The organism is Nocardia concava NBRC 100430, from assembly GCF_000308815.1.
Taxonomy (GTDB): domain Bacteria; phylum Actinomycetota; class Actinomycetes; order Mycobacteriales; family Mycobacteriaceae; genus Nocardia; species Nocardia concava.
In genome coordinates this window covers 1-26824 of record NZ_BAFX01000029.1, presented here as the reverse complement: position 1 = coordinate 26824, position 26824 = coordinate 1, and the positions used below count along the sequence as shown (strand labels likewise).

The following is a 26824-nucleotide window of genomic DNA, read 5'->3' as shown; positions in this document are numbered from 1 at the left end:
CGCCTCGACGGTCTGGCCCTCTTCGACGGCAACCTTGACGACGGTGCCCTGCATGGGCGCGGTCACGGCGTCACCGGAGGCCGCGCCACCGGAGGCACCGCCACGCTTGCGCGGCTTCGGCTTCTTGCGCACCACACCCGCACCGTTGGCCGAGGCGGCCGCGCCGACGGAGAACTGGCCCGGCAGCGAGACTTCCAGGCGACGACCGCCGACCTCGACGACCACCTTCTGCCGCGGCGCCTCGTCCTCGTCCTCGATCGGCTGGGCACCGGTGTAGGGCTGGATCGGGTTGTCCCACTCGTTCTCGATCCACTTGGTGTAGACGTCGAACTTGGTGCCGTCACCGACGAACGCCGGATTCTCCACGATGTGGCGGTGGAACGGGATGACCGTGGCCAGACCCTCGATCTCGTACTCCGCCAAGGCACGCGCGGCCCGCTGCAACGCCTGCTCGCGGGTCTCGCCGGTCACGATCAGCTTGGCCAGCATCGAGTCGAACTGGCCACCGATGACGCTGCCTTCGACGACACCGGAATCCACGCGCACACCCGGGCCCGCAGGCTCCTTGTACACGACGACCGGACCGGGCGCCGGGAGGAAGCCGCGACCGGCGTCCTCACCGTTGATACGGAACTCGAAGGAATGCCCGCGCGGGGTCGGGTCTTCCTTGATGGACAGTTCGTGGCCCTCGGCGATGCGGAACTGCTGACGCACCAGATCGATGCCGGCGGTCTCCTCGGTGACCGGGTGCTCGACCTGCAGACGGGTGTTCACCTCCAGGAACGACACGGTCTCGCCCTGTACCAGGTACTCCACGGTGCCCGCACCGTAGTACCCGGCCTCGCGGCAGATCCGCTTCGCGGACTCGTGGATCTTGGAGCGCACCTCGTCCGAGAGGAACGGGGCCGGGGCTTCCTCGACCAGCTTCTGGAAGCGGCGCTGCAGCGAGCAGTCCCGGGTACCCGCGACCACCACATTGCCGTGCTTGTCGGCGATGACCTGCGCCTCGACGTGGCGGGCCTTGTCCAGGTACTGCTCCACGAAGCACTCCCCACGACCGAACGCGGCCACGGCCTCACGCGTCGCGGACTCGAACAGCTCCGGGATCTCCTCGATGGTGTGGGCGACCTTCATGCCGCGGCCACCACCACCGAAGGCGGCCTTGATCGCCACCGGCACCCCGTACTCCTTGGCGAACGCGACGACCTCGTCGGCGTTCTTGACCGGGTCCTTGGTGCCCGCGGCCATGGGCGCCTTGGCGCGCTCGGCGATGTGGCGGGCGGTGACCTTGTCCCCCAGATCCCGGATGGACTGCGGCGACGGGCCGATCCAGATCAGGCCCGCGTCGAGCACGGCCTGGGCGAAATCGGCGTTCTCCGAGAGGAACCCGTACCCGGGGTGGATCGCGTCGGCGCCGGCCTTGGCGGCGGCGTCGAGGATCTTGTCGAACACCAGGTACGACTCGGCCGAGGTCTGGCCACCCAGCGCGAAGGCCTCGTCCGCGAGCTTCACGAACGGCGCATCGGCGTCCGGCTCGGCGTACACGGCGACGCTGGCGATCCCGGCGTCCTTGGCAGCCCGGATCACGCGCACGGCGATCTCGCCTCGGTTGGCTACGAGGACCTTCGTGATCTGCGCGTTGGCATGGTTGGGCACTGAGCCTCCTGTGCTCTGGATTTTTCGTCAGTCGGGATTGTAGGCATCGTGCCAACAAAGCCCGAAAGGGGATAGGGCTACTAGAGAGTAAGCCCGAAGAGTGAGCAATTCGACTCTCGGGACCCTCGTTTTTAGAACCTGTTCTACCAGACTCCGATGCGACCCCTCAATGAATCATCAGGGAGGGGCCCGAACGTTACGAGCTTGCCATGGACACGGGGACCGCGCCCGGCTCTTGCCCGATCACGATGGGGGCGCCCACGGCGTTGGCCCACTCGGTCCAGGAGCCGTCGTAGTTGCGGACGCCGTACACGCCCAGCAGGTACGTGAGCACGAACCAGGTCAGCGCGGAGCGCTCGCCGATGCGCGAGTAGACCAGGGGCGCGACACCCTCGGCGACCGCGCCGTAGATGACGTCCAGTTCGGCGCGCGGGCGGAAGCGGGCATCCGCGCCGACCGAAGAGGTCCACGGGATATTGATCGCGGTCGGGATGTGGCCCGCGCGCAGCGCCTGCTCCTCCGGGCGGTCCAGCACCACCAGTTCGCCGGTGTACTCCTCGAAGGCGCGCGAGTCGACGAGCGGGCCGCCCAGGTGCGCGAGCACGTCGTGCCGGAAGGCGCGCGCGGTCTTGTCGTCACGGTCGACGACCGGGTACTCGCCGAGCCCGGCGGCGGGCACCTCGAAGGTGGTGTCGCGGGCCTCGGAGATCCAGGCGTCGCGGCCGCCGTCCAGCAGGCGCACGTCCTCATGTCCGAAGAGGGAGAACACCCACAGGGTGGCGGCCGCGGTGCCGTTGGATTTGTCGCCGTAAATCACCACGGTGTCGTCGCGCTCGATGCCCTTGGCACGCATAAGGTTGGCGAAAGCCGCGCCGTCGACGACATCGCGGGTACGAGGATCGATCAGCTCGGAACGCCAGTCGATCTTGATGGCACCCGGGACATGGCCGATGTCGTATAGCAATATGTCTTCGTTGGACTCGACGATCTTGAGTCCGGGCGTGCCGATGTTTGCCGACAGCCACTCTGTGGTTACTAGTCGGTGAGGATGTGCGTAGGAGCCGAACGATTGATGCGGATCCGGAGCGACGGGCACGTTGTGGTCCTTCACGCGTGGTGGGTTAGGTATTGGCGGTTCGAATCTCGACACCGATCGTAGGCATGTGGTGGATACGAAACTCGTTTCAGATCACGAATCGGATGATTGGGCGAATTAATCGCAGCTTCATCCGATAAAGTCTCTCGAGAGGAGGGGTGAGCTATGTCCGATTCTTGGCCGCGACGGCGACTGCTTGCGATCCTACGTGGCGCCAGCGAGCCTCTCGACGCCCAGGAACTGGCGCGCGTCACCGGCCAGCATGTGACTACGGTTCGTTTCCATTTGGACGTCCTCACCCGGGAATCCCTGGTCCGCCAATTCCAGCAGCCGCCGCGCGGCCGCGGCCGCCCCCGCATCGGCTACACCGCGGTACAGCGATCGGTCGGTTATCAGGAATTGGCTCAGGTGCTGGCCGACCAGCTGGGCAGCGACCCGCGCCGCCGCTCCGACGCCGCCATCTCGGCCGGGCGCACCTGGGGCGCGAAACTGGAAGCGGCCGATCAGCCGGTCGAATCGCTCGAGGACGCCAAGGACCTCACCGTCACCCTCATGTCGGAGCTCGGCTTCGCCCCCGAACGCGACCACGCCAGTGAGACCGAGGAATCGGCGCTCATCCGCATGACCGCCTGCCCGCTGCGCGAACTGGCCCGCACCCACTCCGAGGTGGTGTGCGGCGTGCACCTGGGGCTCATGCGAGAAGTGCTGGACCGCAACGGCGGTCGCGAGAGCGTGAACGTGCGCCTGCACCCGTTCGTGGAACCCGAACTGTGCGTGGCGCGGCTGGAACTGCTGCGCGGGCGCACCGGCGAGGCCGTGCGCGAGGAGGATCAGCCCGCCGATTCCGGCGAGCCCCGATTAGCCCCGGCGACCAGTCGCATCGCGCCGCAATTGCGCACCACGACCGAACCCCAGTTGCGCAGTGCCACAGAGCCGCAGTTACGCGCGGCCACCGACCCACAGCTGCGCAATGCCGACGCCCACCTCGGCAAGCAGTCGACGAACCAGCGGTAGCCCGATACCGATCACGCTCGACGGATCACCGTCGATGCGGTCCACGAACCAGCCGCCCAGCCCGTCCAGGGTGAAGGACCCGGCCACCTGCAAGGGCTCCCCCGTCGCGATGTACGCGTCGAGTTCCTCGGGTTCCGGCTTGGCGAAATGCACTGTGGTGGAACTGCAATCGGCCGCCTCGCCGGCGATCTCGCCGTCGCGGAGCCGCAGCACGCTGTGCCCGGTGAGCAGATCCGCACTGCGCCCGGCCATCTCGGCCCAGCGGGTGCGCGCCACCTCGGGGGTCAGCGGTTTGCCCTGCAGCACGCCGTCTACCAACAGCATCGAATCGCAGCCCACCACAACGGAATCGGCGAAGGCCGGATCGGCCGCCAGCTGACCGGCGATCTCCCGGGCCTTGGCGCGGGCCAGCTCGATCACCACCCGATCGGGCGCGGTATCGGCGGGCAGGGCCGCGGCGATGGCGTCCTCGTCCACATGGGAGACCCGGACCACCGGTTCGACGCCCGCGTTGCGCAGGACGCCGAGCCGGGCCGGCGATTGGGACGCCAGTACGAAGACGGTCACGTGCCGTCAGTCGCGCAGATGCGAGAGCGCCGGGAAAGCGTAGGGAGAGAAGGGCGAAGTGCCGCGGTGCGACAGGGTCGGGCGACCCCAGTGGTCGGCCGGGCCGTTGTCGGCCGGTGCGGCGGCGGCGCTCGCCGACGCGGCGGCGAACACGGTGAGCAGTGCGGCGAGCTCGAGGTCGGTCGGGTTGCCCTTCAGGACCCGGATGACCGGTTCGGTGCTCGGCGGTTCGACTTCGGCGACGGCCTTCTCGACAGCGTCCGCGATCTCATCGACACCGGCTAGATCCAGTTCGGCGGCGCGCAGTACTTCTTCATCGGCCATGGTCGTCACAGCGCCAGTCCTCCTGTCCGTTCGCCGCGGGGCGGCGTGTTCGCGGCCGGAGCATGCGTTCCGGGACGCAAACGGTATTCGATACAACCCCCGACAGCGAGGGTCATTCCTGAACATCTTTGCTCGGATGAGGCGATCGTGCGCGGTACGAGTCGTTTGTCCTAATGGACAGTGTGCGCCCCATACCGCGCATATCGCATTATCAGAGCGGAATGTTGCCGTGCTTCTTCGGCGGCATGGAGACCATCTTTCGCTCCAGCAGCCGCAGCGCCGACACGATCTGACCGCGGGTGTGCGACGGCGGAATGACCGCGTCCACATAGCCGCGCTCGGCCGCCACGTACGGGTTGACGAGGGTGTCCTCGTACTCGTTCTGCAGCTCGAGGCGCAGGGCATCGACGTCGCTGCCCTCGGCGGCGGCCTGCTGCAGCTGCTTGCGGTAGACGAAACCGACCGCCCCGGACGCACCCATGACCGCGATCTGAGCGGTCGGCCACGCCAGGTTCACATCGGCGCCCATGTGCTTGGAACCCATGACGTCGTACGCGCCGCCGTAGGCCTTGCGGGTGATGATTGTGATCTTGCCCACAGTGGCCTCACCGTAGGCGTAGAGCAGCTTCGCGCCGCGGCGGATGATGCCGTTGTATTCCTGGCCGGTGCCGGGCAGGAAGCCGGGCACGTCGACCAGGGTGATGATCGGGACATTGAAGGCGTCGCAGGTGCGCACGAAGCGCGCGGCCTTCTCCGAGGCGTCGATGTCCAGGCAGCCCGCGAACTGCGAGGGCTGGTTGGCCACGAAACCCACGCTGCGGCCGTCGATCCGGGCGAAGCCGACGATCACGTTCATCGCGCGCTCGGCCTGGACCTCGAGGAACTCCTCGTCGTCCACCAGGCGCTTGATGACCTCGTGCATGTCGTAGGGCTGGTTCGGCGAGTCCGGGACGATGGTGTCCAGCTCGAGGTCGGCCTCGGTGAGGTTCTCCTCGATGGCGCCCGCGGCGGCGGTGGCCGGGAAGCGCGGGGCCTCGGCGCGGTTGTTGCTGGGCAGGTAGCTCAGCAGATCGCGGACGTAGTCCAGGGCGTCCTGCTCGCCGGAGGCCACGTAGTGCGCGACACCGGACTTGACCATGTGGGTGTGGGCGCCGCCCAGCTCCTCCATGGTGACTTCCTCGCCGGTGACGGTCTTGATGACGTCGGGACCGGTGACGAACATCTGCGAGGTCTGGTCGACCATGACCACGAAGTCGGTCAGCGCGGGCGAGTACACGTGACCGCCCGCGGCCGGGCCCATGATCAGCGAGATCTGCGGGATGACGCCCGAGGCCTGGATATTGCGGTGGAAGATCTCACCGTAAAGACCCAGGGAGACAACGCCTTCCTGGATGCGCGCGCCCGCGCCCTCATTGATGCCGATGAGCGGGCGGCCGGTGCGCAGCGCCAGATCCATGACCTTGACGATCTTCTCGCCGTAGACCTCGCCGAGCGAGCCGCCGAAGACGGTGACGTCCTGGGAGAAGATGCAGACGTCGCGGCCGTCGATGGTGCCGTAGCCGGTGACCACGCCGTCGCCCAGCGGACGCTGGTTCTCCAGGCCGAAGTTCACGCTGCGGTGCCGGGCCAGCGCATCGAGTTCGACGAACGAGCCCTCGTCCAGCAGGGCGAGGATGCGCTCGCGCGCGGTCATCTTGCCCTTGGCGTGCACCTTGTCGACCGCGGCCTCACCCATCGGGTGCTTGGCCTCTTCCAGCCGATTGCGCAGGTCAGCCAGCTTGCCGGCAGTGGTGTGGATATCTGGGGCACCTGCCGAACCCGGCGAAGGCTGCTGCTGGACACTCGTCATGACGGGGAGTGTAACCAGTATCAGAGGCCTTATGTAATCCAGACGGGGCTACTCGTGAGTATGGTTATTGGCTGCCTGCCAGTAGAAAACCCCAGGTAGATGGCGCTATTCGGGTCATATACGATCCCGACTCGAACAATGTTCAATAGCAAATCTCCCCAGTCATCGGGACCAGCTTTTGGCGGGGTCCACACTCGGCGCACGCCGTGTCCGGACTCACCGCATGACATCCATGTGGACTCACCGCATGACGCCCGTGTGGCCGGTCGAGTAGCGGCCGGGCTGGGGCCAGATGGTCAGACCGTGCGCGCCGCGGCCGACGGGTATGCGGGCCAACAGTTTCCACTCCACAATGTCGATGGCGTAGACCTCGCCGTGATGGCGGCCCGAGACCCAGAAGACGCGGCCGTCGGCGGAGAGATTGCCCATATCCGGGCTGCCGCCGCCGGGCAGGTGCCACTTGTTGACGAGCTTGCCGGTCGCGAAATCCCAGAGCGAGATGCTGCCTTCCTTGCGATTGGTGATGAGCATCTGCTTGGAGTCGCGGGTGACGTAGAGGCCGTGGGTGCCCGCGCCGGTCTCGAGGAATCCGGTGTTGTCGAAGGTCTTGGCGTCGAAGACGTAGATGCCGTCGGCCATCATGTCGGCGACGTAGAAGGTCTTGCCGTCGGGTGAGAGCTTCACGTCCTGCGGCATGCCGGAGCGGCCGCCGGGCAGGTCGATCATGCGCAGCAGGGCCAGGTTCGCGATGTCGACGACGGCCATCCGGCCGCTGAACTCGCAGCTGACCAAGGCGGTCCGGCCGTCGGCGGTGAAGTCCATGTGATTGACGCCGGGGCAGTCGGGGACCGCGATGTCGTGCAGCTTCTGCCAGCTGTGCGGGTCGTAGAGGTCCAGCGAGCGGTCGGCCTCGGCGACCACGAGGGCGTACTTGCCGTCCGGGGTGAAGTACATGTTGTACGGGTCGCGGACGGGGATGGGGTCGCCGGGCCGGCCGGTGCGCGGATCGATGGGCAGCAGGCTGCCGCTGCCGATGGGGAGGTCGTTGTTGGCGTAGAGCATCTGCAGGTCGTAGGACGGGACGACGTGCTGGGGCTCGCGGCCGCCGGACGGGAAGGTGTCGATGACCTGGAAGCTGTCCGGGTCGATGACGGTGATGGTGTTGGACTCGCTGTTGGGGACGTAGACACGGGTGGGCTGATCGGCCACGGCCGGGCTCAGTTCGCGGGTGGCGGCGTAGACGTCGGCGGGCGAGAGCGGGGGCGGCATGCCGGGCAGCAGGTTCGGCGCCTCGGCGGCGGGCGAGGCGTTCGCGGGGGTCGAGGAGGGCGTGGACGACTGCGAGGCCGGACCGGATTGACCACCTGAGCAACCGGCCAGCATCACGGCGGAGAGAATCAGACCCAGACGTGCACGGCGCGCGATCACGGAATGCACCGTGCCATGACGGCATTGCGGTGAGCTGACATGTCGTCGAATAGTAGGCGGCGACATGGCGGTTCGCGGCGGGTTCACGGAGTGTCTCACCGCGCCACGCGGTTCGGGCAATAGCCACTAATCAGTTAATGCGGGCAACCCGGACCGGCGCGGTCCGGGTTGCGGCTCAACGCAATACGCGCTCGAGGGCGTCCACGGCCTCGTCCAGTTCCGCCTTGGTTACCGTCAGCGGCGGGCGGAATCGGATGCCGCGGTCGCCGGTGCCGAGGATCAGAATGCGCTCGTCCTCGCGCAGCCGGGTCACCACCTCGTTGCGCAGCTCCGGGGTCGCCAGGGTGATCGCGCACATGAGCCCGCGGCCGCGCGGATCGGTGACTTCCGCATGGGCGCTGGACAATTCGGTCAGCCGGGCGAGCAGGTGCGGGCCGAGCTCGCGGGCGCGGGCCACCAGGTCCTCGTGCTCCATGACCTCGAAGACGCGCCGGGCCCGGACCATATCGGCCAGATTGCCGCCCCAGGTGGAGTTCAGGCGTGAGCTGACGTGGAAGACATTGTCGGGCACCTCGTCCACGCGGCCGCCGGCCATGATGCCGCAGACCTGGGTCTTCTTGCCGAACGCGACGATGTCGGGTTCCAGGCCGAGCTGCTGGTAGGCCCACACAGTGCCGGTCATGCCGACGCCGGTCTGCACCTCGTCGAGAATGAACAGCGCGTCGTTGGCGTGACACAGCTCCTGGATCGCGCGCAGGAATTCCGGGCGCAGATGCCGGTCGCCGCCCTCGCCCTGAATCGGCTCGGCAATGAAACACGCTATGTCGTGCGGGTTTTCGGCGAAGGCGCGGCGGGCCTGGTCGAGGGCGTGCGCCTCGGCGGCCTCGATATCGGGGTGATCGGGTCCGGTGTACGGAGTGTCGATGCGCGGCCAGTCGAACTTCGGGAAGCGCGCGGTCTTGACCGGATCGGTGTTGGTGAGCGAGAGCGTGTAGCCGGTGCGGCCGTGGAAGGCCCCGGTCAGGTGCAGCACCTTGGTGCCGAGTTCGGCTGGGCGCCCGTGCATTTCGTTGTGGCGGGATTTCCAGTCGAAGGCCGTCTTGAGCGCGTTCTCGACCGCCAGGCCACCGCCGTCGATGAAGAACAGGTGCGGCAGCCGCGGATCGCCCAGCACACGCGCGAAAGTGTCCACGAAGCGCGCCATTTCGACGGTGTAGATGTCGGAGTTGCTGGGCTTGTTGAGCGCCGCGGCGGTGAGATTGGCCAGGAAGTGCTTGTCGCCCAGCAGCGCCGGATGGTTCATGCCGAGCGTGTTGGAGGCGAAGAAGCCGAACATGTCGAGGTACGCGGTGCCGTCGCGGGCATCCACGAGTCGGCGTCCGCGCGACTTGCGCAGATCGAGAACGAGGTCGAAGCCGTCGGCGAGAATGCTCGCGGCCAGGATCTCGTGCACCCGGGCGGGGGTGACCAGTGTGGTTTCGGCTGCCGCCCCGAGCCGATCGAGTCCGAGGGTCACGCCACTCAGCGTAAATGAATTTTTACGGCTACGCCCGTAAGTTCAGGAACTATTACGCTCGTAACCGTGTCGTCACCCGAATGTCTGCGGCCTACTTGCCCGGGTCCGTGGCCTACTTGTCATAGAATGTCTGCAGGATGATGGTGCTACGCGTTCGCACATTGGCAGTCGCGCGGATCTCCTGGAGCAGTTGCTCGAGGTGCCTGGGCGAGGCCACCCGCACCATCAGCATGTAGCTCTCATCGCCGGCCACCGAGTGACACGCCTCGATGCCCGGAATGTGCTGCAGCAGTGCGGGAGCGTCATCGGGCTGGGACGGATCGAGAGGAGTGATCGCGACGAATGCGGAGAGCATCTGCCCCAGCGCCTCGGGATCGACGTTCGCCGTGTATCCGCGAATCACGCCCCGCGCCTCCAGCCGCCGCACCCGTGACTGCACCGCGGACACCGAAAGGTTGGCCTTCTCCGCCAGATTGGACAGGGTGGCGCGACCATCGGCAATCAGCTCACGGATCAGCAGTCGATCGATGTCGTCGAGTACGGGTTTCGCCGGTGTATCCGCCATCAGCGAAGGCTAACGCAGCGAACCGAACTCGGTGCCGGAACCCAACCTGGAGCATGTAATGAGTCACGCACTGTCAGACCTGGCCAGCCGTGAGCTACGTGAGCGCGCGGAGAACGTACTGCGACGGCTGGGCGTCGAACCGCCCGCCCCCGGTGAACTTCCCGCGCGCACCCCGATCACCGGCGGCGAGCTGATGACGCTGCGCGCCAGCACGTCCGCCGAGGTGGACGCCGCCATCGCGCGCGCCGACACCGCCTTCCGGAGCTGGCGGACCGTGCCCGCGCCGCAGCGGGCGGCGGTGGTGCGACGGCTGGCGGCACAGCTCACCGAGCACCTGGACGATCTGGGCGAACTGGTCACGCTGGAGGCGGGCAAGATCGGGCCGGAGGCGCGCGGCGAGGTCCAGGAGATGATCGATGTCTGCGAGTTCGCCATCGGGCTCTCGCGGCAGCTGTACGGGAAGACCATGCCGTCGGAGCGGCCGGGGCATCGGCTCATGGAGACCTGGCATCCGCTCGGTGTGGTCGGGGTGATCTCGGCGTTCAATTTCCCGGTCGCAGTGTGGGCGTGGAATACCGCCATCGCGCTGGTGTGCGGGGACACGGTGGTGTGGAAGCCATCGGAGACGACGCCGTTGACGGCGGTGGCGTGTCATGAGCTGTTGCGGCGGGCCGCGCTGGATGTGGGCGCGGATCCCGAAGTGCACCAGCTGATTCAGGGCACGGCGGCCGTCGGTGAACAGCTGGTGGACGATCCGCGGGTGGCGCTGGTGAGCGCGACCGGGTCGGTGCGGATGGGGCAGCAGGTCGCGCCGCGGGTGGCGGCGCGGTTCGGGCGCTGCCTGCTGGAACTCGGCGGCAATAACGCCGCCATCGTGACGCCCTCGGCGGATCTGGAATTGGCCACGCGCGGAATCGTTTTCGCCGCCGCGGGCACGGCGGGCCAGCGCTGCACCACGCTGCGACGGCTGATCACGCACGTGGATGTCGCAGGGCCGCTGCTGGATCGGATTTCGGCTGCGTATCGACAGCTGCGCGTGGGTAATCCGCTCGAGGAAGGCGTTCTCGTCGGGCCGCTCGTCAATGAGCGCGCCTTCGACGGCATGCGGGCGGCACTGGACCGGGCGCTGGCCGACGGAGGCGAGCTGGTCTGCGGTGGCGAGCGTATCGAGGGGCCGGGCGAGGACGCCTTCTACGTCCGCCCGGCCGTGGTGCGCATGCCCGCGCAGACCGCGGTGGTGCGGGAGGAGACCTTCGCGCCGATCCTCTACGTGCTCACCTATCACGATCTCGAGGCCGCCATCGAGATGCACAACGCGGTGCCGCAGGGGCTTTCGTCGTCGATCTTCACTCGGGATCAGCGCGAGGCGGAGCGGTTCCTGGCCGCGGACGGGTCGGACTGTGGCATCGCCAATGTCAATATCGGCACCTCGGGGGCCGAGATCGGCGGGGCGTTCGGCGGTGAGAAGCAGACGGGCGGCGGCCGGGAATCCGGGTCGGATTCCTGGAAGGCGTACATGCGCCGGGCCACCAACACCGTCAACTACTCCACCGAACTGCCTTTGGCCCAAGGGATTCGGTTCGAGTAGCCAACCCCGTCATCCCGGCATGCTTTTGGCCGGGATCCACAGCAGCAGGGTGGATTCCGGCCAAAAGCGCGCCGGAATGACCGGCGCGCACTCAGTCCTCGGAGGCGATGGAGCGGACCTGCGCCTCATACGCGGCCCGCACCTTCTCGTCCGCGGGGTGCAGGGCGCGGTCGCCGTTGAAGAGCCTGCGCACCAGGCGCACCGCGGGTTCCGGGGCGGCGGCCAGGGCGACATCGATGGGGCCCAGGTAGTTCGGGACGGCGACCTCGGCGCGGCGGGTGCGCACCGTGGCCAGGATGGACGCGGCGACGTCCTCGGGATCCACTGTCGGCATGCCGCCGCCCAGGCTCAGGCCCGAGGACAGGCGGGTGCGCACGGCCGAGGGCATGACGCAGCTGACGCTGACCCCGTGCGGGGCGAACTCCAGACGCGTTGCGGCGGACAGGCCCACGGCGGCGAACTTGCTGGCGTTGTAGACGGCCAGGCCCGCGATCGGGATCTTGCCCGCCAGCGAGGCGACGTTCACGACGTGGCCGTGGCCGCGGTCGATCATGCCGGGGACGACGGCGCGCATGCCGTGGATGAGGCCCCACACATTGACGTCGATGGTGGTGTGGCCCACGGCATCCGGCTCATCGAGGAAGGCTCCGGCGGGCATGACACCGGCATTGTTCACCAGGATGTCGATGCCGCCGAAGTCGGCGACGACCTTGTCCCACTGCCCGCGATCGCGCACATCGAGCTCGAAGGCCTTGGCCCCCAAGGCGGCCGCGGCGGCCTGGGCGGCGGCGGTGTCCACATCGGCGATGGCGACCTCCGCGCCCTTGCTCGCGAACAGCTCGGCGGTGCACTGGCCGATGCCGCGGCCCGCGCCGGTGATGAGCACCCGCGCGCCGTTGAGATCGATTGCCGGGTAGTTGTTTCCGAGGATGCTCATGCGAAGACTCCCTGCTCGACCTGGCGGCGGATGCTGCCCAGGCTGTGTTCGAAGGTGGCGAGACGGCGGCGGCCGTCCATGAAATTGGGGCCCATGACCGCGAGGTCCTCGGCGGTGGCGTCGAGACGCAGCACCTTGACGCCGGTGGCGCGCAGCAGGGCGATCTCGGCATCGAGCTTCTCGCTCATGCGGTTTCGCAGCTGGCGCTCGAGGAAGTGGCCCGCGCCGGTGACGGGCAGGCGGCCGGTGGAGGCCATCGGGGCGATCACCACGACCTCGTCCAGCTCGGCCGGGATGAGCAGGTCGACCGAGGCGGTGGAGGCCGCGCCGCCGTCGATGAAGTGGCGGCCCGCGATCTCCACGGCCGGGAACCAGCCGGGCACCGCCCACGAAGCCCGAAGGGCCGCACCGAGATTCGCGTCCGGAGCCGACGGGGAGCCGAAGGCGACGCGCTCGCCGGTGGCATTGTCCATGGACACCAGCCAGGTCGCCGGATGCTCGACCCATTCACGGCCGGGATTCAGTCGCTCGGCCAAGCGCTGGAGCCAGGCCGGGTCGCCACCCCCCTGCGGCAGCAACCCGCTCCCCGCGGTGAGCAGGGCGTGACCATTGCCGGGGCGGGCCAGCAGTTCCCGGACCGCGCGGCCCGGCGCGCCCAGGCGTGGGCGCGGCAGCGGCGGGAATCGCCCGGGCTCCGAACGCATATGGGCGGTGAGGATCGGATTCGTGGTGGTGCCGCGCTGCATGGCGACCAGGTCGTCCACGCCGATGCCACTGCCTAGCATGGTCAGCGTTTCCGCGCCCGCCGAGGTGCCGATCATGACGTCGGCGGTGCGCGGATCCCAGTCCAGGACGTCCTGCACCGCGGCCAGCGCGGCGACGATCCAGGCCATGCCGACCGTGCCACCGCAGCCGATGGCCAGGCCACGTCGCTGTGACCCTTTCCTGTTACTCATGGTTTCGAACACTAGCAGTATTCACATACCGCCGGTATTCCAAATCTTCGAGTACATAGAATCGTGGCCATGGCACGACTCACCAGGACCGAGAGCCAGGCCCGCACCCGCGCGGACCTGCTCGCCACCGCGCGCGACATGTTCCTGTCCGACGGGTATGCCAAGACCAGCCTGGACCGGGTCGCGGAGGAGGCCGGGTACTCCAAGGGCGCGGTCTATTCGAACTTCAAGACCAAGTCGGCGCTGTGCCTCGAGGTGCTGACGCTCATCCACGAGACCAAGTTCGAAGAGGTGAGCGAGCTGGTCACCAGCGGGGACACCCTCGAGGCCCGGCTCGACCGCCTCCAGGGCTGGGCCGAGCGCACGCTCGGCGATGTCGGCTGGACCATGCTGGAATTCGAGTTCGCCATCGTGGCCCGCGACGATCCGGCGCTGCGGGCGGAACTGGTGTCCGGCTGGAGCCTGGTGCGCGGCACCATCGCCACCCAGTTGCAGGCGCTCGCCGATTCCATGGACCTGGAACTGCCGCTGTCCGCCGAGGACGCCGCGACCGCGGTGCTGAGTCTCGGCGTGGGACTGGGCATTCAGCGGGCCCTGGATCCGAGCCTGTCGGCGCGGCTGGTGACCGATACCGTGCGCGCACTGCTGAGCGGCGGATTCAACGGCGGTGTCGGATTCAATGGCGGTATCGATTTCAACGGCGGTGTCGATTTCAACAAAAATGCAGCGTCCATTCGCCGCGATAGTGCAGCCGGGTGACGCTGACCGGGGGAACGTCTATGCGCCAGAACGACTTCGCGGGCGCGTCGAGGGTGACCAGCAGGGCCGCGCGGATGACGGCCGGATGGGTGATGGCGATGGTGGGTTCGCCGTCGAGGGCGATATCGGCCAGCCATTCGCCGGTGCGCTCGATGACATCGACGACCGCCTCGCCGCCGTGGCCGCGGTAGCCGGGATCCGTGAGCCAGAGGTAGAGGTCTTCCTTCGGGACGGACATGAGCTCGCCGCCGCGCCAGGCGCCGGCGTCGAGGTCGCGTAGTCGGTCGTCCTCGTCGCCCATCAGGCCCATGATGGCGGCGGTCTCGACGGTGCGGCGCTCGGGGGCGGTGACGACCCGGGCGGCGTTCAATCGGCCGCACGCGGAGACCGCTCGGCGACCTGATTCGGTGAGCGGTTCGTCAACGGGGAATCGTGCCTTGCGCATCGCCTCGGTCATGCCGTGACTGACCAAGTCGAGCCGGAGCACCTTCTGCACGGTCCGAAGCCTACGCGCGGGGACCTGGGGTGTTGCACGATTGCCTGGTCTTCGCTGTGCCCGGGGAACCCGGAAATCGGACAGTTAGGGGAACCGACCGGTTGGGGGCCGGGTGGCTGGATCTGTCGGTGGTCGGGTGCAGACTGGGGCCATGGATCGGTTCTCCCCCGCTACCAGAGAGTGGTTCGATGGTGCGTTCCCCGCGCCCACGGCCGCGCAGTTGGGGGCCTGGGAATCGATTGCGGCGGGGCAGCACACATTGGTGGTAGCGCCGACCGGGTCGGGTAAGACGCTCTCGGCGTTTCTGTGGGCGATCGATCGGCTGGCGAACCGCGAGCCGATGACGGGGCCGCGTAAGACGTCGGTGCTCTATATCTCGCCGCTGAAGGCGCTGGCGGTGGATGTCGAGCGGAATCTGCGCGCGCCGCTGGTGGGGATCACGCAGACGGCCAAGCGGCTGGGGGTGGACGCGCCCGAGATTCGGGTGGGAGTGCGGTCGGGCGATACCAGTGCGGCGGACCGCCGGACCATGCAGCGCACGCCGCCGGACATTCTGATCACCACGCCGGAGTCGCTGTTCCTCATGCTGACCTCGGCGGCGCGGGAGACGCTGAGCGGGGTGCACACGGTGATCGTGGACGAGGTGCACGCCATCGCGGGGTCCAAACGCGGTGCGCACCTTGCGCTTTCCCTGGCCCGGCTGGATCTGCTGACCGAACGCCCGGCGCAGCGGATCGGGCTGTCGGCGACGGTGCGGCCGCCGCAGGAGGTGGGGCGGTTCCTGGTCGGGAGCGCGCCGATCACCATTGTGTCGCCGCCCGCACCCAAGACCTTCGACCTGTCGGTGCGGGTGCCGGTGGCGGATATGACCGAACCCGATGCGGGCGGGGAGGATTCGGATCAGCCCGGCTCGATCTGGCCGCATGTGGACGAGGCGATCGTGGATCTGGTGCTCGAGCACCGGTCCTCGATCGTGTTCGCGAATTCGCGGCGGCTCTCGGAGCGGCTCACGGCGCGGTTGAACGAGGCGTACGCGGCGCGCATCGGGGAGGCGGTGGACCTCGACCACAAGCCGCCCGCGCAGCTGGGGGCGTCGACCGAGGTGATCCACGGGGCGACAACGCTTTTGGCGCGGGCGCACCACGGGTCGGTGAGCAAGGAGCAGCGGGCGCTCATCGAGGATGATCTCAAGAGCGGGCGGCTGCGGTGCGTGGTGGCCACCAGCAGCCTCGAGCTCGGCATCGATATGGGTGCTGTCGAGCTGGTGGTACAGGTGGAAGCCCCGCCGTCGGTGGCCTCGGGCCTGCAGCGGGTCGGACGCGCCGGGCATCAGGTGGGTGAGATCTCGCGCGGCGTCATCTTCCCCAAGCACCGGACCGATGTCATTCACTGCGCGGTGGCGTCCATGCGCATGACGGCCGGGCAGATCGAGGAACTGCAGGTGCCCGCGCATCCCCTCGATATCCTCGCCCAGCAGACCGTGGCGGCCTGCGCGCTGGAGCCGATCGACGCGGACGCCTGGTTCGAGACGGTGCGCGGCACGGGAAGCTATGCGGCGCTGCCCCGTTCGGCCTATGAGTCCGTCCTCGATCTGCTGGCGGGCCGTTACCCCTCCGATGAGTTCGCCGAACTCCGTCCCCGCATCGTCTGGGATCGCGACGCGGGCACGCTCACCGGCCGCCCCGGCGCGCAGCGACTGGCGGTGACCTCGGGCGGCGCGATTCCCGATCGTGGACTGTTCCCCGTGTTCATGGTCGGCGAGAAGGCTTCCCGCGTAGGCGAACTCGACGAAGAGATGGTGTACGAGTCGCGGGTGGGCGATGTCTTCGCCCTCGGCGCGACCAGCTGGCGCATCGAGGAGATCACCTTCGACCGGGTGCTGGTGACGCCCGCGTTCGGGCTGCCGGGCCGACTCCCCTTCTGGCACGGCGACTCCCTCGGCCGCCCCGCCGAATTGGGTGCGGCGCTCGGCGAATTCGTGCGGCATGCCGGGCAGGAGCTCGAGAAGAACAAGAAGTCGAAGGACTCCGAGGTCGAAACCGTCGCGCTGCAGGGCGGATTGGACGAGAACGCGACCGCGAACCTGGTGGCGCTGCTCAGCGAGCAGCGGGAGGCCACGGGACAGCTGCCGACGGATCGGACGCTGATGGTCGAGCGGTTCCGGGACGAACTGGGCGACTGGCGGGTCGTCTTGCATTCGCCGTACGGGCTGCCGGTGCATGCGCCGTGGGCATTGGCGGTGGCGGCTCGGCTGCGGGAGCGGTTCGGGGTGGATGCCGCGCCGACGCCGTCGGATGACGGGATCGTGGTGCGGCTGCCGGATACGACCGATGATCCGCCGGGGGCGGAATTGTTCGTGTTCGAGACCGACGAGATCGATGATCTGGTGACCGAACAGGTCGGGGGCTCGGCGCTTTTCGCGTCGCGGTTCCGGGAGTGTGCGGCGCGGGCGCTGTTGTTGCCGCGCCGCGATCCGGGCAAGCGGGCGCCGTTGTGGCAGCAGCGGCAACGGGCGGCGCAGCTGCTGGATGTGGCGCGCAAGTTCCCGGAGTTCCCGATTCTGTTGGAGACCGTGCGCGAATGCCTGCAGGACGTGTACGACCTGCCGTCGCTGCGGGAGCTGCTGGGCCGGGTGGCGCGGCGGCAGATTCGGCTGGTGGAGGTGGAGACGGCCGCGCCGTCGCCGTTCGCGAACTCGCTGCTGTTCGATTACATCGGGCAGTTCATGTACGAGGGCGACAGTCCGCTGGCCGAACGGCGGGCTGCGGCACTGTCGTTGGATTCCAGTCTGCTGGCGGAGTTGCTCGGGCGGGTGGAGCTGCGCGAGCTGCTGGACGCGGCCGTCCTGGAGCAGACCGAGCGGGAATTGCAGCGGCTCACGCCCGAACGGCAGGCGCGGGATATCGAGGGGCTGGCCGATCTGCTGCGGCTGCTCGGGCCGATCACGGCCGAGGAAGCTGATGAGCGGTGCCAGGCCGATCCGAGGGAATGGTTCGCGGAGCTGGTGAAAGCGCATCGGGCGCTGGAGGTTTCGTTCGCGGGGTCGCGGTGGTGGGTGGCCATCGAGGATGCCTCGCGGTTGCGGGACGCGCTGGGGGTGCCGTTGCCGATCGGGGTTCCGGCGGCGTTCATCGAGCCCGTCGCCGATCCGCTTGGCGATCTCATCGGGCGGTATGCACGCACGCACGGGCCGTTCACCCTGACCCGGGTCGCGCACCGGTTCGGACTCGGACCGGCCGTGGCTGCCACCGCGCTGCATCGCCTCGGAGTCGAGAAGCGGGTGGTGGAAGGCGAATTCACGCCCGGCTCGGTGGGTTCCGAGTGGTGTGACAGCGAGGTGCTGCGCCGCCTGCGCCGCCGGTCGCTGGCCGCCGCTCGCAAGGAGGTCGAACCGGTGGCGACCGCCGCACTGGGCCGGTTCCTGCCGTCCTGGCAGCATGTCGGGACCGGTGAGTTGCGCGGGGTGGATGGCGTCGCGGCGGTGGTGGAACAGCTTGCGGGCGTGCCGATTCCGGCGTCGGCCTGGGAATCGCTGATCCTGCCGCTGCGGGTGCGCGACTACTCCCCCGCCCTGCTCGACGAGCTCATGGCCACCGGCGAGGTGATCTGGTCCGGGCACGGGTCCATCACCGCCAAGGACGGCTGGATCGCACTGCATCCGGCCGAACAGGCCGGGCTGACGCTGCCGCCGCCGGATGATATCGACCTGACCGAGCGGCACATCGGACTGCTGACGACCTTGGGGGCCACCGTGATCGGCGGCACCGCGGATACGGCTGCACTGCCGAAGGGCGAATACCAGGTCGTGCCCGGCAGCACCGGCGGTGCGTACTTCTTCCGCCAGCTGCTGGATTCCGCCGACTCAGAGGACGAGGCGGCCGTGACCTCGGCCCTCTGGGATCTGGTGTGGGCCGGGCACATCGGCGGCGACACCTTCGCCCCGGTCCGCGCCCTCCTGGCAGGCACCACCCGCACCACCACCGCGCACCGCACCCCCCGCCGGGCACCGCGCGGCCGAATGTATCTGCCGCGCACCGGAATGCCCGCCCGGACCAGCTCCCCTCAGGTCGCGGGCCGCTGGTCGCTGCTACCGGAACGTATTGCCGACAACACGATCCGTGCCCACGCCACCGCCGACATCCTCCTGGAACGCTACGGCGTCCTCACCCGAGGCTCGGTCCAGAGCGAGGGCGTCCCCGGCGGCTTCGCCCTCATGTACCGCGTCCTCACCGAATTCGAGGACCGCGGCCGCTGCCGCCGCGGCTACTTCGTCGATTCCCTAGGCGGTGCCCAATTCTCGACCACCGACGTGGTCGACCGCCTCCGCTCCTTCGACACCGACCGCACCTGCGCCGCGGACTCGTTCGGCTCCGAGCCGGTCGGCAATGCGATGGCGTTGGCCGCGTGCGACCCCGCGAATCCGTATGGCGCGGCCCTTCCCTGGCCCAAGGCCGCCGCGGAAGGTGTGGGCCATCGGCCGGGCCGCAAGGCGGGTGCCCTGGTCGTCCTCGTCGAAGGCGAACTAGCGCTGTACCTGGAACGCGGCGGCAAGACGCTGCTCACCTTCACCGAGGATCCGGCCGTCCGCACCGCAGCCGCCACCGCCCTCGCCGCCCTGGTCCACGACCGCCGCGTGGACTCCCTCGTCATCGACCGCGTGAACGGCGAATCCGTGCACGGCAACACCTTCGCGGGCTTCCTGACCGACGCCGGATTCGCCCCCACCCCCAAGGGCTTCCGTCTCCGAGGCCGCCCGTGAGCCCCCATGCCTGAGGGCGACACCGTCTACCTCACCGCTGCCCGCCTCCGAAAAGCCCTGGCGGGCAAGCCCCTCACCCGCAGCGACTTCCGCGTGCCCCGATATGCCACCCTCGACCTGAAGGGCCAGCAAGTCGAAAGCGTCGGCACCTACGGCAAACACCTCTTCATCCGCACCCCGGAACTGTCCATCCACACCCACCTCAAAATGGAGGGCGAATGGCGGGTGTACAGCCCTGGCCAGCGCTGGACCAAGCCGGGTTTCACCGCCCGCCTGATCCTCGCCACCGCCGACTCCGAAGCCGTAGGCTTCTCCCTCGGCCTGGTCGAAGTCCTCCGTCGCCCCGACGAGCACACAGCAACAGACCACCTGGGCCCTGACCTCCTCGGCCCGAACTGGGATGCCGCCGAAGCAGTCCGACGCCTCTCCTCCGACCCCACCCAGCCGATAGGCCTGGCCCTCCTCGACCAAACCAACCTCGCAGGCATAGGCAACATCTACCGCAGCGAAATCTGCTTCCTCCGCAAAATCCACCCGGCGACTCCCGTAGGCGAACTCGACGACCTCCCCGGCCTGGTCGACGAAGCCCACCGCATCCTCACCAAGGCAGCCCACCAACCTCCCTGGCGCGCACTGGCTTACGGCCGCCAACGCCGCCCCTGCCCCCGGTGCGGCACCAACCTCGTCGTCCACCTCCTAGCCGACGAAGCCCACGCCACCCGATCCGACCGAGGCATCTACTTCTGTCCCCGCTGCCAGCCTCGCCCTGCCGATCCGGCTCAGTAGGAGAGCACATGAAGCCGTCGCGTGTCGGCGACGACGATGCGGTGGCTGAGCGGGTCGACCGCTAATCCCTCTTCCGCCTCGGTGTCCTTTCCGGACGCGATGGTCACCGACGAGGTGACCGCCCCACTTCTGGTATCGACCACCCGCATCGATTCGTAGTTTCGTTTCGGGTCGTCGATTGGGCGGGAGACGTCTTGCTCGACTACGTATGCCTTGTGGAAGTCGGGATCGACCGCGACTCCCCACGCCATCGGCGCCAACAACATGGTGCTTCCCCGGACCGTGTTCGTCACGGTGTCGATGATCTTCAGGATCCGTGGTTGGTCCCCGGTGCTGTGGACCTCGTCGCCGATCGCCACCAGGGAGTGGGTCTCGGGGTCAACCGCCAAGCCGCGGACGCGATCGCCGAACGGGATGGTCGTGGTGACCTTCATGCTCGCCGGATCGATCACCTGAATCGGTTCGGAGTCTTCGGATCCGACGTAGACGAGATGGGTACGCGGATCGACCACGATATCTTTGGCGGCCGTACTCACCGGTATCTCGCCGATGACCGTGTTCGATCCGGTATCTATGACCGCGACCGCGTTCCGTGACTTCGGAATTACCTCGATGGCATAGAGACGGTGCATTGCCGGGTCGATCGCGAGCGTCCATACGCCCGAAGCAAACGGAATGGTGGCTCGGACGACCTTCGCTTCGGTATCGATCACGGTGATCTTGCCGTTGTGCCCCACGGTCGGATCGTTGGCCACGTACAACGATCGTGTCGCGGGATCGAACGCGATGCCGAAGGGGTTCTCGCCGACCGGAATAACCGCGTTCACTGTCCCCGTGGACAGGTCGACGATCCGAACCTTGCCGTCGAAGCCGGCCACGTACGCGACGTTGGCGTTGACAGCGACCGCGGTGGTGGTGAAATCGGCGGGGATGCTCTTGCGGAGGGCGACGGCGTCGGAACGACCACCACTGTGTAGCAGCGACAACGCGCACAGCGCCGCGCCGGACACTACAAGTACCGAAGCTGTCACCGCAGCGATGACGACCGTTCGTTTCCGCTGCGCTGGGCTGCGCAGTCCACGACCCATGAGCTGGAGTGCCGTGTCCGGGAACAACTCTCGGGGCAGCGCCAAACCGCGTGAGCCGCGCCAGCGGAGGAACACCGAACCGCCGATGGCGAAGAGTTCTTTGATGTCCGTGTAGGCGATGACGATCGGTCCGCTCGCCAATCCGAGTTCCAGCGAATCCCGCTGGTAGCGCGCCGTCATCGTGGCTCCCGGCGACGCGTACAGCACGACGCCCCGATTGCGTCGCAGCAAAGCCACCGCGGTGAGCAGCACGCCCATGACGATCGTGACCGCCAGCAAGCCGAAGTACACGCCCACCAGGTCGAGAATCCAAGTGTCCGAGCGGCTTGCGGCGGAGACGACCTCGAAAATACGGCGGGACATGAGAATCAGCGGGATCGCCGCCATGAATCCCAGCCCGGCCGGTGACCGCCACCGGGCCAGCGCCATGGCGCGGCTCAGCCGCAGCGCCGAACCCGCATCGGCGACAACGCTCGCCGTCAACGCTCCGTACGCGGATCCGAGCGGCTGCGCTGCGTACCGTGGCTGATTCATCGGCCCCCTCCGTTCATCGCAGCGACCATAGCCACCGTCCGGAGGGGACGCGAATCGAGATGCAGTGGTGCGCCGGGAATCAGCTATCGGCGGAGACCGCGGATTTCCTGGTCGCGGAGTCGGATTCGACCCAGTTGTAGGTGCGGTCTACAGCCTTGTTCCATTCGTGCATGAGGTGGTCGCGGTCGGGGGCGGACATGGAGGGGGTCCAGCGTTTGTCTTCGGACCAGTTGGCTCGGATGTCGTCGGTGGAGGTCCAGAAGCCGACGGCCAGGCCGGCTGCGTAGGCGGCGCCGAGGGCGGTGGTTTCGGTGACTACCGGGCGGACTACGGGGGCGTCGAGGATGTCCGATTGGAACTGCATGAGGAGTTCGTTCACGACCATGCCGCCGTCGACTTTCAGGGTCACCTTTTCGACGTCCAGGTGCTGGGCTTCGGAGTCGGCCCGCATGGCGTCGATGACTTCGCGGGTTTGGAAGGCCGTGGCCTCCAAGACCGCTCGGGCCAGGTGGCCCTTGTTGACGAAGCGGGTGAGGCCCGCTACGACGCCGCGCGCGTCGGGGCGCCAGCGGGGAGCGAACAATCCGGAGAAGGCGGGGACTATGTAGGCGCCGCCGTTGTCGGGGACAGTGCGGGCGAGGGGTTCGATTTCGTCGGCGGAGGAGATGATGCCGAGGTTGTCGCGGAGCCATTGGACCAGGGAGCCGGTGACGGCGATGGAGCCTTCGAGGGCGTAGACGGCGGGCTGGTCGCCGAGGCGGTAGCAGACGGTGGTGAGCAGGCCGTGTTCGCTGAAGACGGGGGTGGTGCCGGTGTTCATGAGCATGAAATTGCCGGTGCCGTAGGTGTTCTTGGTGTCGCCGGGCGAGAGGCAGGCCTGGCCGAAGGTGGCGGCCTGCTGGTCGCCGAGGATGCCGGCGACGGGGACGCCGGCCAGTGCGCCGGTGGTGATGTCGCCGTAAACCTCGGAGCTGCTGCGGATTTCGGGCAGCATCGAGAGGGGTACGCCGAATTCGGCGCAGATCTCCGGATCCCATTGCAGGGTGCGCAGATCCATCAGCATGGTGCGCGAGGCATTGGTGACGTCGGTGATGTGCAGGCCGGTCAGCTTCCACAGGATCCAGCTGTCGATGGTGCCGAAACACAGCTCCCCGGCCTCGGCGCGCTCCCGGACGCCGGGCACATTGTCGAGGATCCAGCGCAGTTTGGGCCCGGCGAAGTAGGTGGACAGCGGCAGGCCGGTGCGGTCGGCGTAGCGGTTGGGCCCCTGGTCACCGGCGAGCTGTTCGGTGAGTTCGGCGGTGCGGGTGTCCTGCCAGACGATGGCGTTGTAGACGGGTTTGCCGGTGGCACGGTCCCACACCACGGTGGTCTCGCGCTGGTTGGTGACACCCGCCGCGGCCACCTCGGCGGGTCCGATACCGCAGCCGCGCAGGGCCTGGGCGATCACCAATTCGGTATTGCGCCAGATGGATTCGGGATCGTGCTCGACCCATCCCGGTCGCGGGAAGATCTGTTCGTGTTCCCGCTGGGCGACTCCGGCGATTCGGCCCTGATGATCGAAGACGATGCAACGACTCGAGGTCGTGCCCTGATCGATGGCGGCCACATAGCGACGCATCGATCGAGGCTAACCGAAGCCACAGGCTACTGTGGGTACCGTTGCCCTCGGTAGCCGAAAAGTAGCCCGGAGGAGTCTCGCATGACGAAGCAATCCCGATCGCAGTTTCTCGGCCCCGAGCAGCGCGAGGCTGACTGGGCGCGGCTCGGCAAGGAATCCTTCGACGTCATCGTGATCGGCGGCGGCGTGGTCGGCGCGGGCATCGCCCTGGACGCCGCCACCCGCGGCCTGGAGGTCGCCCTGGTGGAGGCCCGCGACCTGGCCTCGGGCACCTCCAGCCGTTCCTCGAAGATGTTCCACGGCGGCCTGCGCTACCTGGAGATGATGGAATTCGGGCTGGTCCGCGAGGCCCTCAAGGAGCGCGAACTGGCGCTGTCCACGCTGGCCCCGCACCTGGTGAAGCCGCTCAAGTTCCTCTACCCGCTCACCCACTACGGCTGGGAACGCCCGTACGTGACGGCCGGCCTGGTCATGTACGACACCATGGGCGGCGCGAAATCCGTTCCCGGACAGCATCATCTGACCCGCTCGGCGGCGCTGCGCCAGGCCCCCGGCCTCAAGCGTGACGCCCTGACCGGCGGCGTGAACTACTACGACACGGTGGTGGACGATGCCCGCCACACCATGACGGTGGCCCGCACCGCCGCCCACTACGGTGCGGTCATCCGAACCTCCACGCAGGTCGTCGGCTTCCTCAAGGAGGCGGACCGGGTGGTCGGGGTGAAGGTGCGCGACAGCGAGGACGGCCGCACCACCGAGGTGCGCGGCAGCGTGATCATCAATGCCACCGGCGTCTGGACCGACGAACTGCAGTCGCTCGCGCATCAACGCGGTCGATTCCATGTGCGAGCGTCCAAGGGTGTGCATATCGTGGTCCCCCGCGACCGTATCGCCAGCGACACCTCGCTCATCCTGCGCACCGAGAAGTCGGTGCTGTTCGTGATCGCGTGGAGCACCGATCACTGGATCATCGGCACCACCGACACCGACTGGAACCTCGACCTCGCGCACCCGGCCGCCACCAAGAACGACATCGACTATCTGCTCGAACACATCAACAAGGTGCTGGTCACCCCGCTCACCCACGCCGACATCACCGGCGTCTACGCGGGCCTGCGCCCGCTGCTCGCCGGGGAGAGCGACCAGACCTCCAAGCTGTCGCGCGAGCACGCGGTGGCCCGCATCGCGCCCGGCCTGGTCGCCATCGCGGGCGGCAAGTACACCACCTACCGCGTCATGGCCTACGACGCGGTCGACGAAGCGGCACAGGACATTCCGCGCCGCGTCCCGCCCACCATCACCGAGAAGGTGCCGCTGCTGGGCGCGGACGGCTATCACGCCCTGATGAACCAGACCCCGCACCTGGCCGAGAAATACGGCGTCCACCCGTACCGAATCCAGCACCTGCTCAACCGCTACGGCTCCCTCATCGACGAGGTGCTGTCCCTGGCCGACGGCAAACCCGATCTGCTGCAACCGATCACGGATTCCCCCGGCTACCTGCGCGTCGAGGCCGTCTACGCCGCCGCCGCGGAGGCCGCCCTGCACCTCGACGACATCATGGCCCGCCGCACCCGCATCTCCATCGAATACGCCCACCGCGGAGTCGATTCCGCCGACGAGATCGCCCGCCTGGTCGCCCCCGTCCTCGGCTGGTCCGAGGCCGACATCGACCGCGAAGTCGCCGTCTACAACGCCCGCGTCAAAGCCGAAATCGAATCCCAAACCCAACCCGACGACGCCTCCGCCGACGCCCTCCGCCTCGAAGCCCCCGAGGCCCGCCGCGAAGTCCTCGACCCGGTCCCGATCAACCAGCCCGAATCGGTCTGAGCGCCACCGGCACTCGATACCCCGCCGAGGCGCAGCTCGTCATCCCGGCGTGCCTTTGGCCGGGATCCACAGCGAGAGGTGGATTCCGGCCAAAAGCGCGCCGGAATGACGGGGGAGCCTTCGGCCGAAAGCCCTAGGCCGGGCCCGCCCCGTGCGATTTGGCGAGGCGTGCGACAGCCTCCACCAGGGTCGCCTCGTCGGAGGTGGTGAAGCAGAGGCGGATGGAGTGGGTGTAGTCGGTGGAGACGGCGAAGGCGTTGCCGGGGACGTAGGCGACACCCGCTTCCAAGGCCTGTGGGAGGAGGGTTTGGGTGTCGGTGCCGTCGGTGAAGTCGGCCCAGACGAACATGCCGCCGGAGGCTTCGGTGGTGGTGACGGCGTCGCCGAAGCGGGTGCGGACGGCGTTGACGAGGGTCTTGGCTCGGGTGCCGTAGACCTGGCGGACCGAATCGATGTGGGCGGCAAGCCAATCGGTGTCGGCTAGGAGGTCGGCGGTGATCTGCTGGGTGAGGGCGGAGCCGCACAGGTCGGCGCCCTGCTTGAGGAGTTCGACGGCGCGGCAGACCTGGACGGGGGCGATCATCCAGCCGGCGCGCAGGGTGGGGGCCAGGATCTTGGAGGCGCTGGAGAGGCGGATCACGTTGGGCGAGTAGGTCGCCACCGGCGCGGGCGAGGGGCGGTCGAACCAGAGTTCGCCGTACGGGTCGTCCTCGATGATCCAGAAGCCGTACTGTTCGGCGAGATTCGCGAGTTCGCGACGCCGTTCCGGGCTCAGGGTGACGCCGCCGGGATTGTGGAAGTTGCTGACGGTGTGCACGACGGCGGGGCGCTCACCGGCCTCCAGCAGGGCACGCAGGGCGTCCAGGCGCATGCCGTCGGAATCCAGGGGCACGGCCGTGATTCGCGCACCGGCGGCCCGGAAGACCTGCAGCGCACCGACATACGCGGGATCCTCGACCACCACCAGCGCACCCGGGTCGAGCAACACCTCCGACAGCAGCGAGAGCGCCTGCTGGGAGCCGTGGGTCACGAAGATCTCCTCGACCGGCACCGGGCGGCCCAGGCGACCGGATTCGCGGGCGGCCAGCACCTCGCGCAGCGGACCCCAGCCGGGCGATTCGGTGTACTGCAGCCGGGAGCGCTGCGACAGCGCGGCGTCGGCGGCCGCGGCGATGCGGTCGCGGGGCATCAACTCGGCGTCGGGCAAACCTCCGGCAAGGCTGATGATGTCCGCGCGCGAGGTGAGCTTGAGCAGATCACGGATCGCCGAGCTCTGCAGGCCGTCGAGGCGACGTGCGAGGGGCGGGAAGGTCGCGGACATGGAACACCTCCGAAGGGAACGCCGGGGTATGCGAAACTCCACCATGTCACACGGTTACCAGGATATGAAATCCCATTCCCAGGATATGGGATCACCTCGTCATTCCGGCGTGCTTTTGGCCGGAATCCAACCGA

At 68.1% G+C, this 26824-nt stretch carries 20 protein-coding genes; 6 read left to right on the top strand and 14 right to left on the bottom strand.

The features are described 5' to 3' along the window. On the bottom strand, positions 1-1656 hold a 1656-nt coding region (locus ON43_RS07145; protein WP_040805046.1), incomplete at its 3' end, for an ATP-binding protein. Positions 1657-1852: 196 nt separating this feature from the next. Next, the gene (locus ON43_RS07140) at positions 1853-2752 is read right to left on the bottom strand and encodes a sulfurtransferase (RefSeq protein ID WP_040805067.1); all 900 of its coding nucleotides are present in this window, start codon (positions 2750-2752) and stop codon (positions 1853-1855) included. A 165-nt stretch (positions 2753-2917) separates the two neighbouring features. Between ON43_RS07140 and ON43_RS07135 the strand changes: the two genes are divergently transcribed. After that, complete coding sequence (locus ON43_RS07135; protein WP_083913211.1) at positions 2918-3766, top strand: helix-turn-helix transcriptional regulator; 849 nt, start codon at positions 2918-2920, stop codon at positions 3764-3766. Here the strand turns inward: ON43_RS07135 and ON43_RS07130 are convergent. From ON43_RS07130 to ON43_RS07105, 6 genes are all read right to left on the bottom strand, one after another. Further along, positions 3692-4333 carry a Maf family protein gene (locus ON43_RS07130; RefSeq protein ID WP_040805042.1) on the bottom strand — a complete coding sequence of 214 codons (642 nt, stop codon included), beginning with the start codon at positions 4331-4333 and terminating at the stop codon, positions 3692-3694. The genes ON43_RS07135 and ON43_RS07130 overlap by 75 nt on opposite strands. Positions 4334-4339: 6 nt before the next feature. Continuing rightward, complete coding sequence (locus ON43_RS07125; RefSeq protein WP_040805061.1) at positions 4340-4657, bottom strand: acyl-CoA carboxylase subunit epsilon; 318 nt, start codon at positions 4655-4657, stop codon at positions 4340-4342. 211 nt (positions 4658-4868) lie between these two features. Then, complete coding sequence (locus ON43_RS07120) at positions 4869-6506, bottom strand: acyl-CoA carboxylase subunit beta (protein WP_040805039.1); 1638 nt, start codon at positions 6504-6506, stop codon at positions 4869-4871. A 240-nt stretch (positions 6507-6746) separates the two neighbouring features. Beyond that, positions 6747-7934 (bottom strand): YVTN family beta-propeller repeat protein, encoded by a 1188-nt coding sequence (locus ON43_RS07115; RefSeq protein ID WP_040805058.1) that lies wholly within the window; start codon positions 7932-7934, stop codon positions 6747-6749. 175 nt (positions 7935-8109) lie between these two features. Next, positions 8110-9405: an L-lysine 6-transaminase gene (lat, locus tag ON43_RS07110; protein ID WP_040805055.1), complete on the bottom strand. Its 1296-nt coding sequence runs from the start codon at positions 9403-9405 to the stop codon at positions 8110-8112. Between the two features lie 157 nt (positions 9406-9562). Beyond that, the gene (locus ON43_RS07105) at positions 9563-10015 is read right to left on the bottom strand and encodes an Lrp/AsnC family transcriptional regulator (RefSeq protein WP_033085113.1); all 453 of its coding nucleotides are present in this window, start codon (positions 10013-10015) and stop codon (positions 9563-9565) included. A 58-nt stretch (positions 10016-10073) separates the two neighbouring features. Between ON43_RS07105 and amaB the strand changes: the two genes are divergently transcribed. Continuing rightward, complete coding sequence (gene amaB, locus ON43_RS07100) at positions 10074-11603, top strand: L-piperidine-6-carboxylate dehydrogenase (protein WP_051178074.1); 1530 nt, start codon at positions 10074-10076, stop codon at positions 11601-11603. Between the two features lie 91 nt (positions 11604-11694). Here amaB and ON43_RS07095 read toward each other — a convergent pair whose 3' ends face one another. Next, positions 11695-12540 carry an SDR family oxidoreductase gene (locus ON43_RS07095; protein WP_040805035.1) on the bottom strand — a complete coding sequence of 282 codons (846 nt, stop codon included), beginning with the start codon at positions 12538-12540 and terminating at the stop codon, positions 11695-11697. After that, a complete protein-coding gene (locus tag ON43_RS07090; RefSeq protein ID WP_040805049.1) occupies positions 12537-13496 on the bottom strand; it encodes a patatin-like phospholipase family protein in 960 nt (319 codons plus the stop codon). Before ON43_RS07090 ends, ON43_RS07095 begins: the two co-directional genes overlap by 4 nt. Positions 13497-13565: 69 nt before the next feature. Between ON43_RS07090 and ON43_RS07085 the strand changes: the two genes are divergently transcribed. Further along, positions 13566-14255 (top strand): TetR/AcrR family transcriptional regulator, encoded by a 690-nt coding sequence (locus ON43_RS07085; protein WP_063712500.1) that lies wholly within the window; start codon positions 13566-13568, stop codon positions 14253-14255. Here the strand turns inward: ON43_RS07085 and ON43_RS07080 are convergent. Further along, entirely contained in the window at positions 14209-14751 is a 543-nt protein-coding gene (locus tag ON43_RS07080) for a histidine phosphatase family protein (protein ID WP_040805032.1), read from the bottom strand. The genes ON43_RS07085 and ON43_RS07080 overlap by 47 nt on opposite strands. 151 nt (positions 14752-14902) lie before the next feature. On the opposite strand from ON43_RS07080, the gene ON43_RS07075 reads away from it, so the two are divergent. Both ON43_RS07075 and ON43_RS07070 read left to right on the top strand, forming a co-directional pair. Next, on the top strand, positions 14903-19510 hold the full coding sequence (locus ON43_RS07075) for an ATP-dependent helicase (protein WP_040805028.1): 4608 nt from the start codon (positions 14903-14905) through the stop codon (positions 19508-19510). 6 nt (positions 19511-19516) lie between these two features. After that, positions 19517-20296 carry a DNA-formamidopyrimidine glycosylase family protein gene (locus ON43_RS07070; RefSeq protein ID WP_040805027.1) on the top strand — a complete coding sequence of 260 codons (780 nt, stop codon included), beginning with the start codon at positions 19517-19519 and terminating at the stop codon, positions 20294-20296. On the opposite strand, the gene ON43_RS07065 is transcribed toward ON43_RS07070, so the two are convergent. After that, positions 20290-21918 (bottom strand): YncE family protein, encoded by a 1629-nt coding sequence (locus ON43_RS07065; protein WP_040805025.1) that lies wholly within the window; start codon positions 21916-21918, stop codon positions 20290-20292. The genes ON43_RS07070 and ON43_RS07065 overlap by 7 nt on opposite strands. Before the next feature lie 79 nt (positions 21919-21997). Then, entirely contained in the window at positions 21998-23539 is a 1542-nt protein-coding gene (gene glpK, locus ON43_RS07060; protein ID WP_040805022.1) for a glycerol kinase GlpK, read from the bottom strand. 81 nt (positions 23540-23620) lie between these two features. Between glpK and glpD the strand changes: the two genes are divergently transcribed. Beyond that, the gene (gene glpD, locus ON43_RS07055; protein ID WP_040805020.1) at positions 23621-25369 is read left to right on the top strand and encodes a glycerol-3-phosphate dehydrogenase; all 1749 of its coding nucleotides are present in this window, start codon (positions 23621-23623) and stop codon (positions 25367-25369) included. Positions 25370-25502: 133 nt separating this feature from the next. Here glpD and ON43_RS07050 read toward each other — a convergent pair whose 3' ends face one another. Then, positions 25503-26690, bottom strand: coding sequence for an aminotransferase-like domain-containing protein (locus ON43_RS07050; RefSeq protein ID WP_040805018.1), 1188 nt, complete (start codon positions 26688-26690; stop codon positions 25503-25505). Between the last annotated feature and the right edge of the window lie 134 nt (positions 26691-26824).

Coding starts and splice junctions, on each gene's coding strand:
- ON43_RS07120 (WP_040805039.1), bottom strand. CDS start 6,506: ATGACGAGTGTCCAGCAGCAGCCTTCGCCGGGTTCGGCAGGTGCCCCA.
- ON43_RS07125 (WP_040805061.1), bottom strand. CDS start 4,657: ATGGCCGATGAAGAAGTACTGCGCGCCGCCGAACTGGATCTAGCCGGT.
- glpD (WP_040805020.1), top strand. CDS start 23,621: ATGACGAAGCAATCCCGATCGCAGTTTCTCGGCCCCGAGCAGCGCGAG.
- ON43_RS07090 (WP_040805049.1), bottom strand. CDS start 13,496: ATGAGTAACAGGAAAGGGTCACAGCGACGTGGCCTGGCCATCGGCTGC.
- ON43_RS07075 (WP_040805028.1), top strand. CDS start 14,903: ATGGATCGGTTCTCCCCCGCTACCAGAGAGTGGTTCGATGGTGCGTTC.
- glpK (WP_040805022.1), bottom strand. CDS start 23,539: ATGCGTCGCTATGTGGCCGCCATCGATCAGGGCACGACCTCGAGTCGT.
- ON43_RS07105 (WP_033085113.1), bottom strand. CDS start 10,015: ATGGCGGATACACCGGCGAAACCCGTACTCGACGACATCGATCGACTG.
- ON43_RS07085 (WP_063712500.1), top strand. CDS start 13,566: ATGGCACGACTCACCAGGACCGAGAGCCAGGCCCGCACCCGCGCGGAC.
- ON43_RS07050 (WP_040805018.1), bottom strand. CDS start 26,690: ATGTCCGCGACCTTCCCGCCCCTCGCACGTCGCCTCGACGGCCTGCAG.
- ON43_RS07070 (WP_040805027.1), top strand. CDS start 19,517: ATGCCTGAGGGCGACACCGTCTACCTCACCGCTGCCCGCCTCCGAAAA.
- amaB (WP_051178074.1), top strand. CDS start 10,074: ATGAGTCACGCACTGTCAGACCTGGCCAGCCGTGAGCTACGTGAGCGC.
- ON43_RS07095 (WP_040805035.1), bottom strand. CDS start 12,540: ATGAGCATCCTCGGAAACAACTACCCGGCAATCGATCTCAACGGCGCG.
- ON43_RS07135 (WP_083913211.1), top strand. CDS start 2,918: ATGTCCGATTCTTGGCCGCGACGGCGACTGCTTGCGATCCTACGTGGC.
- ON43_RS07065 (WP_040805025.1), bottom strand. CDS start 21,918: ATGAATCAGCCACGGTACGCAGCGCAGCCGCTCGGATCCGCGTACGGA.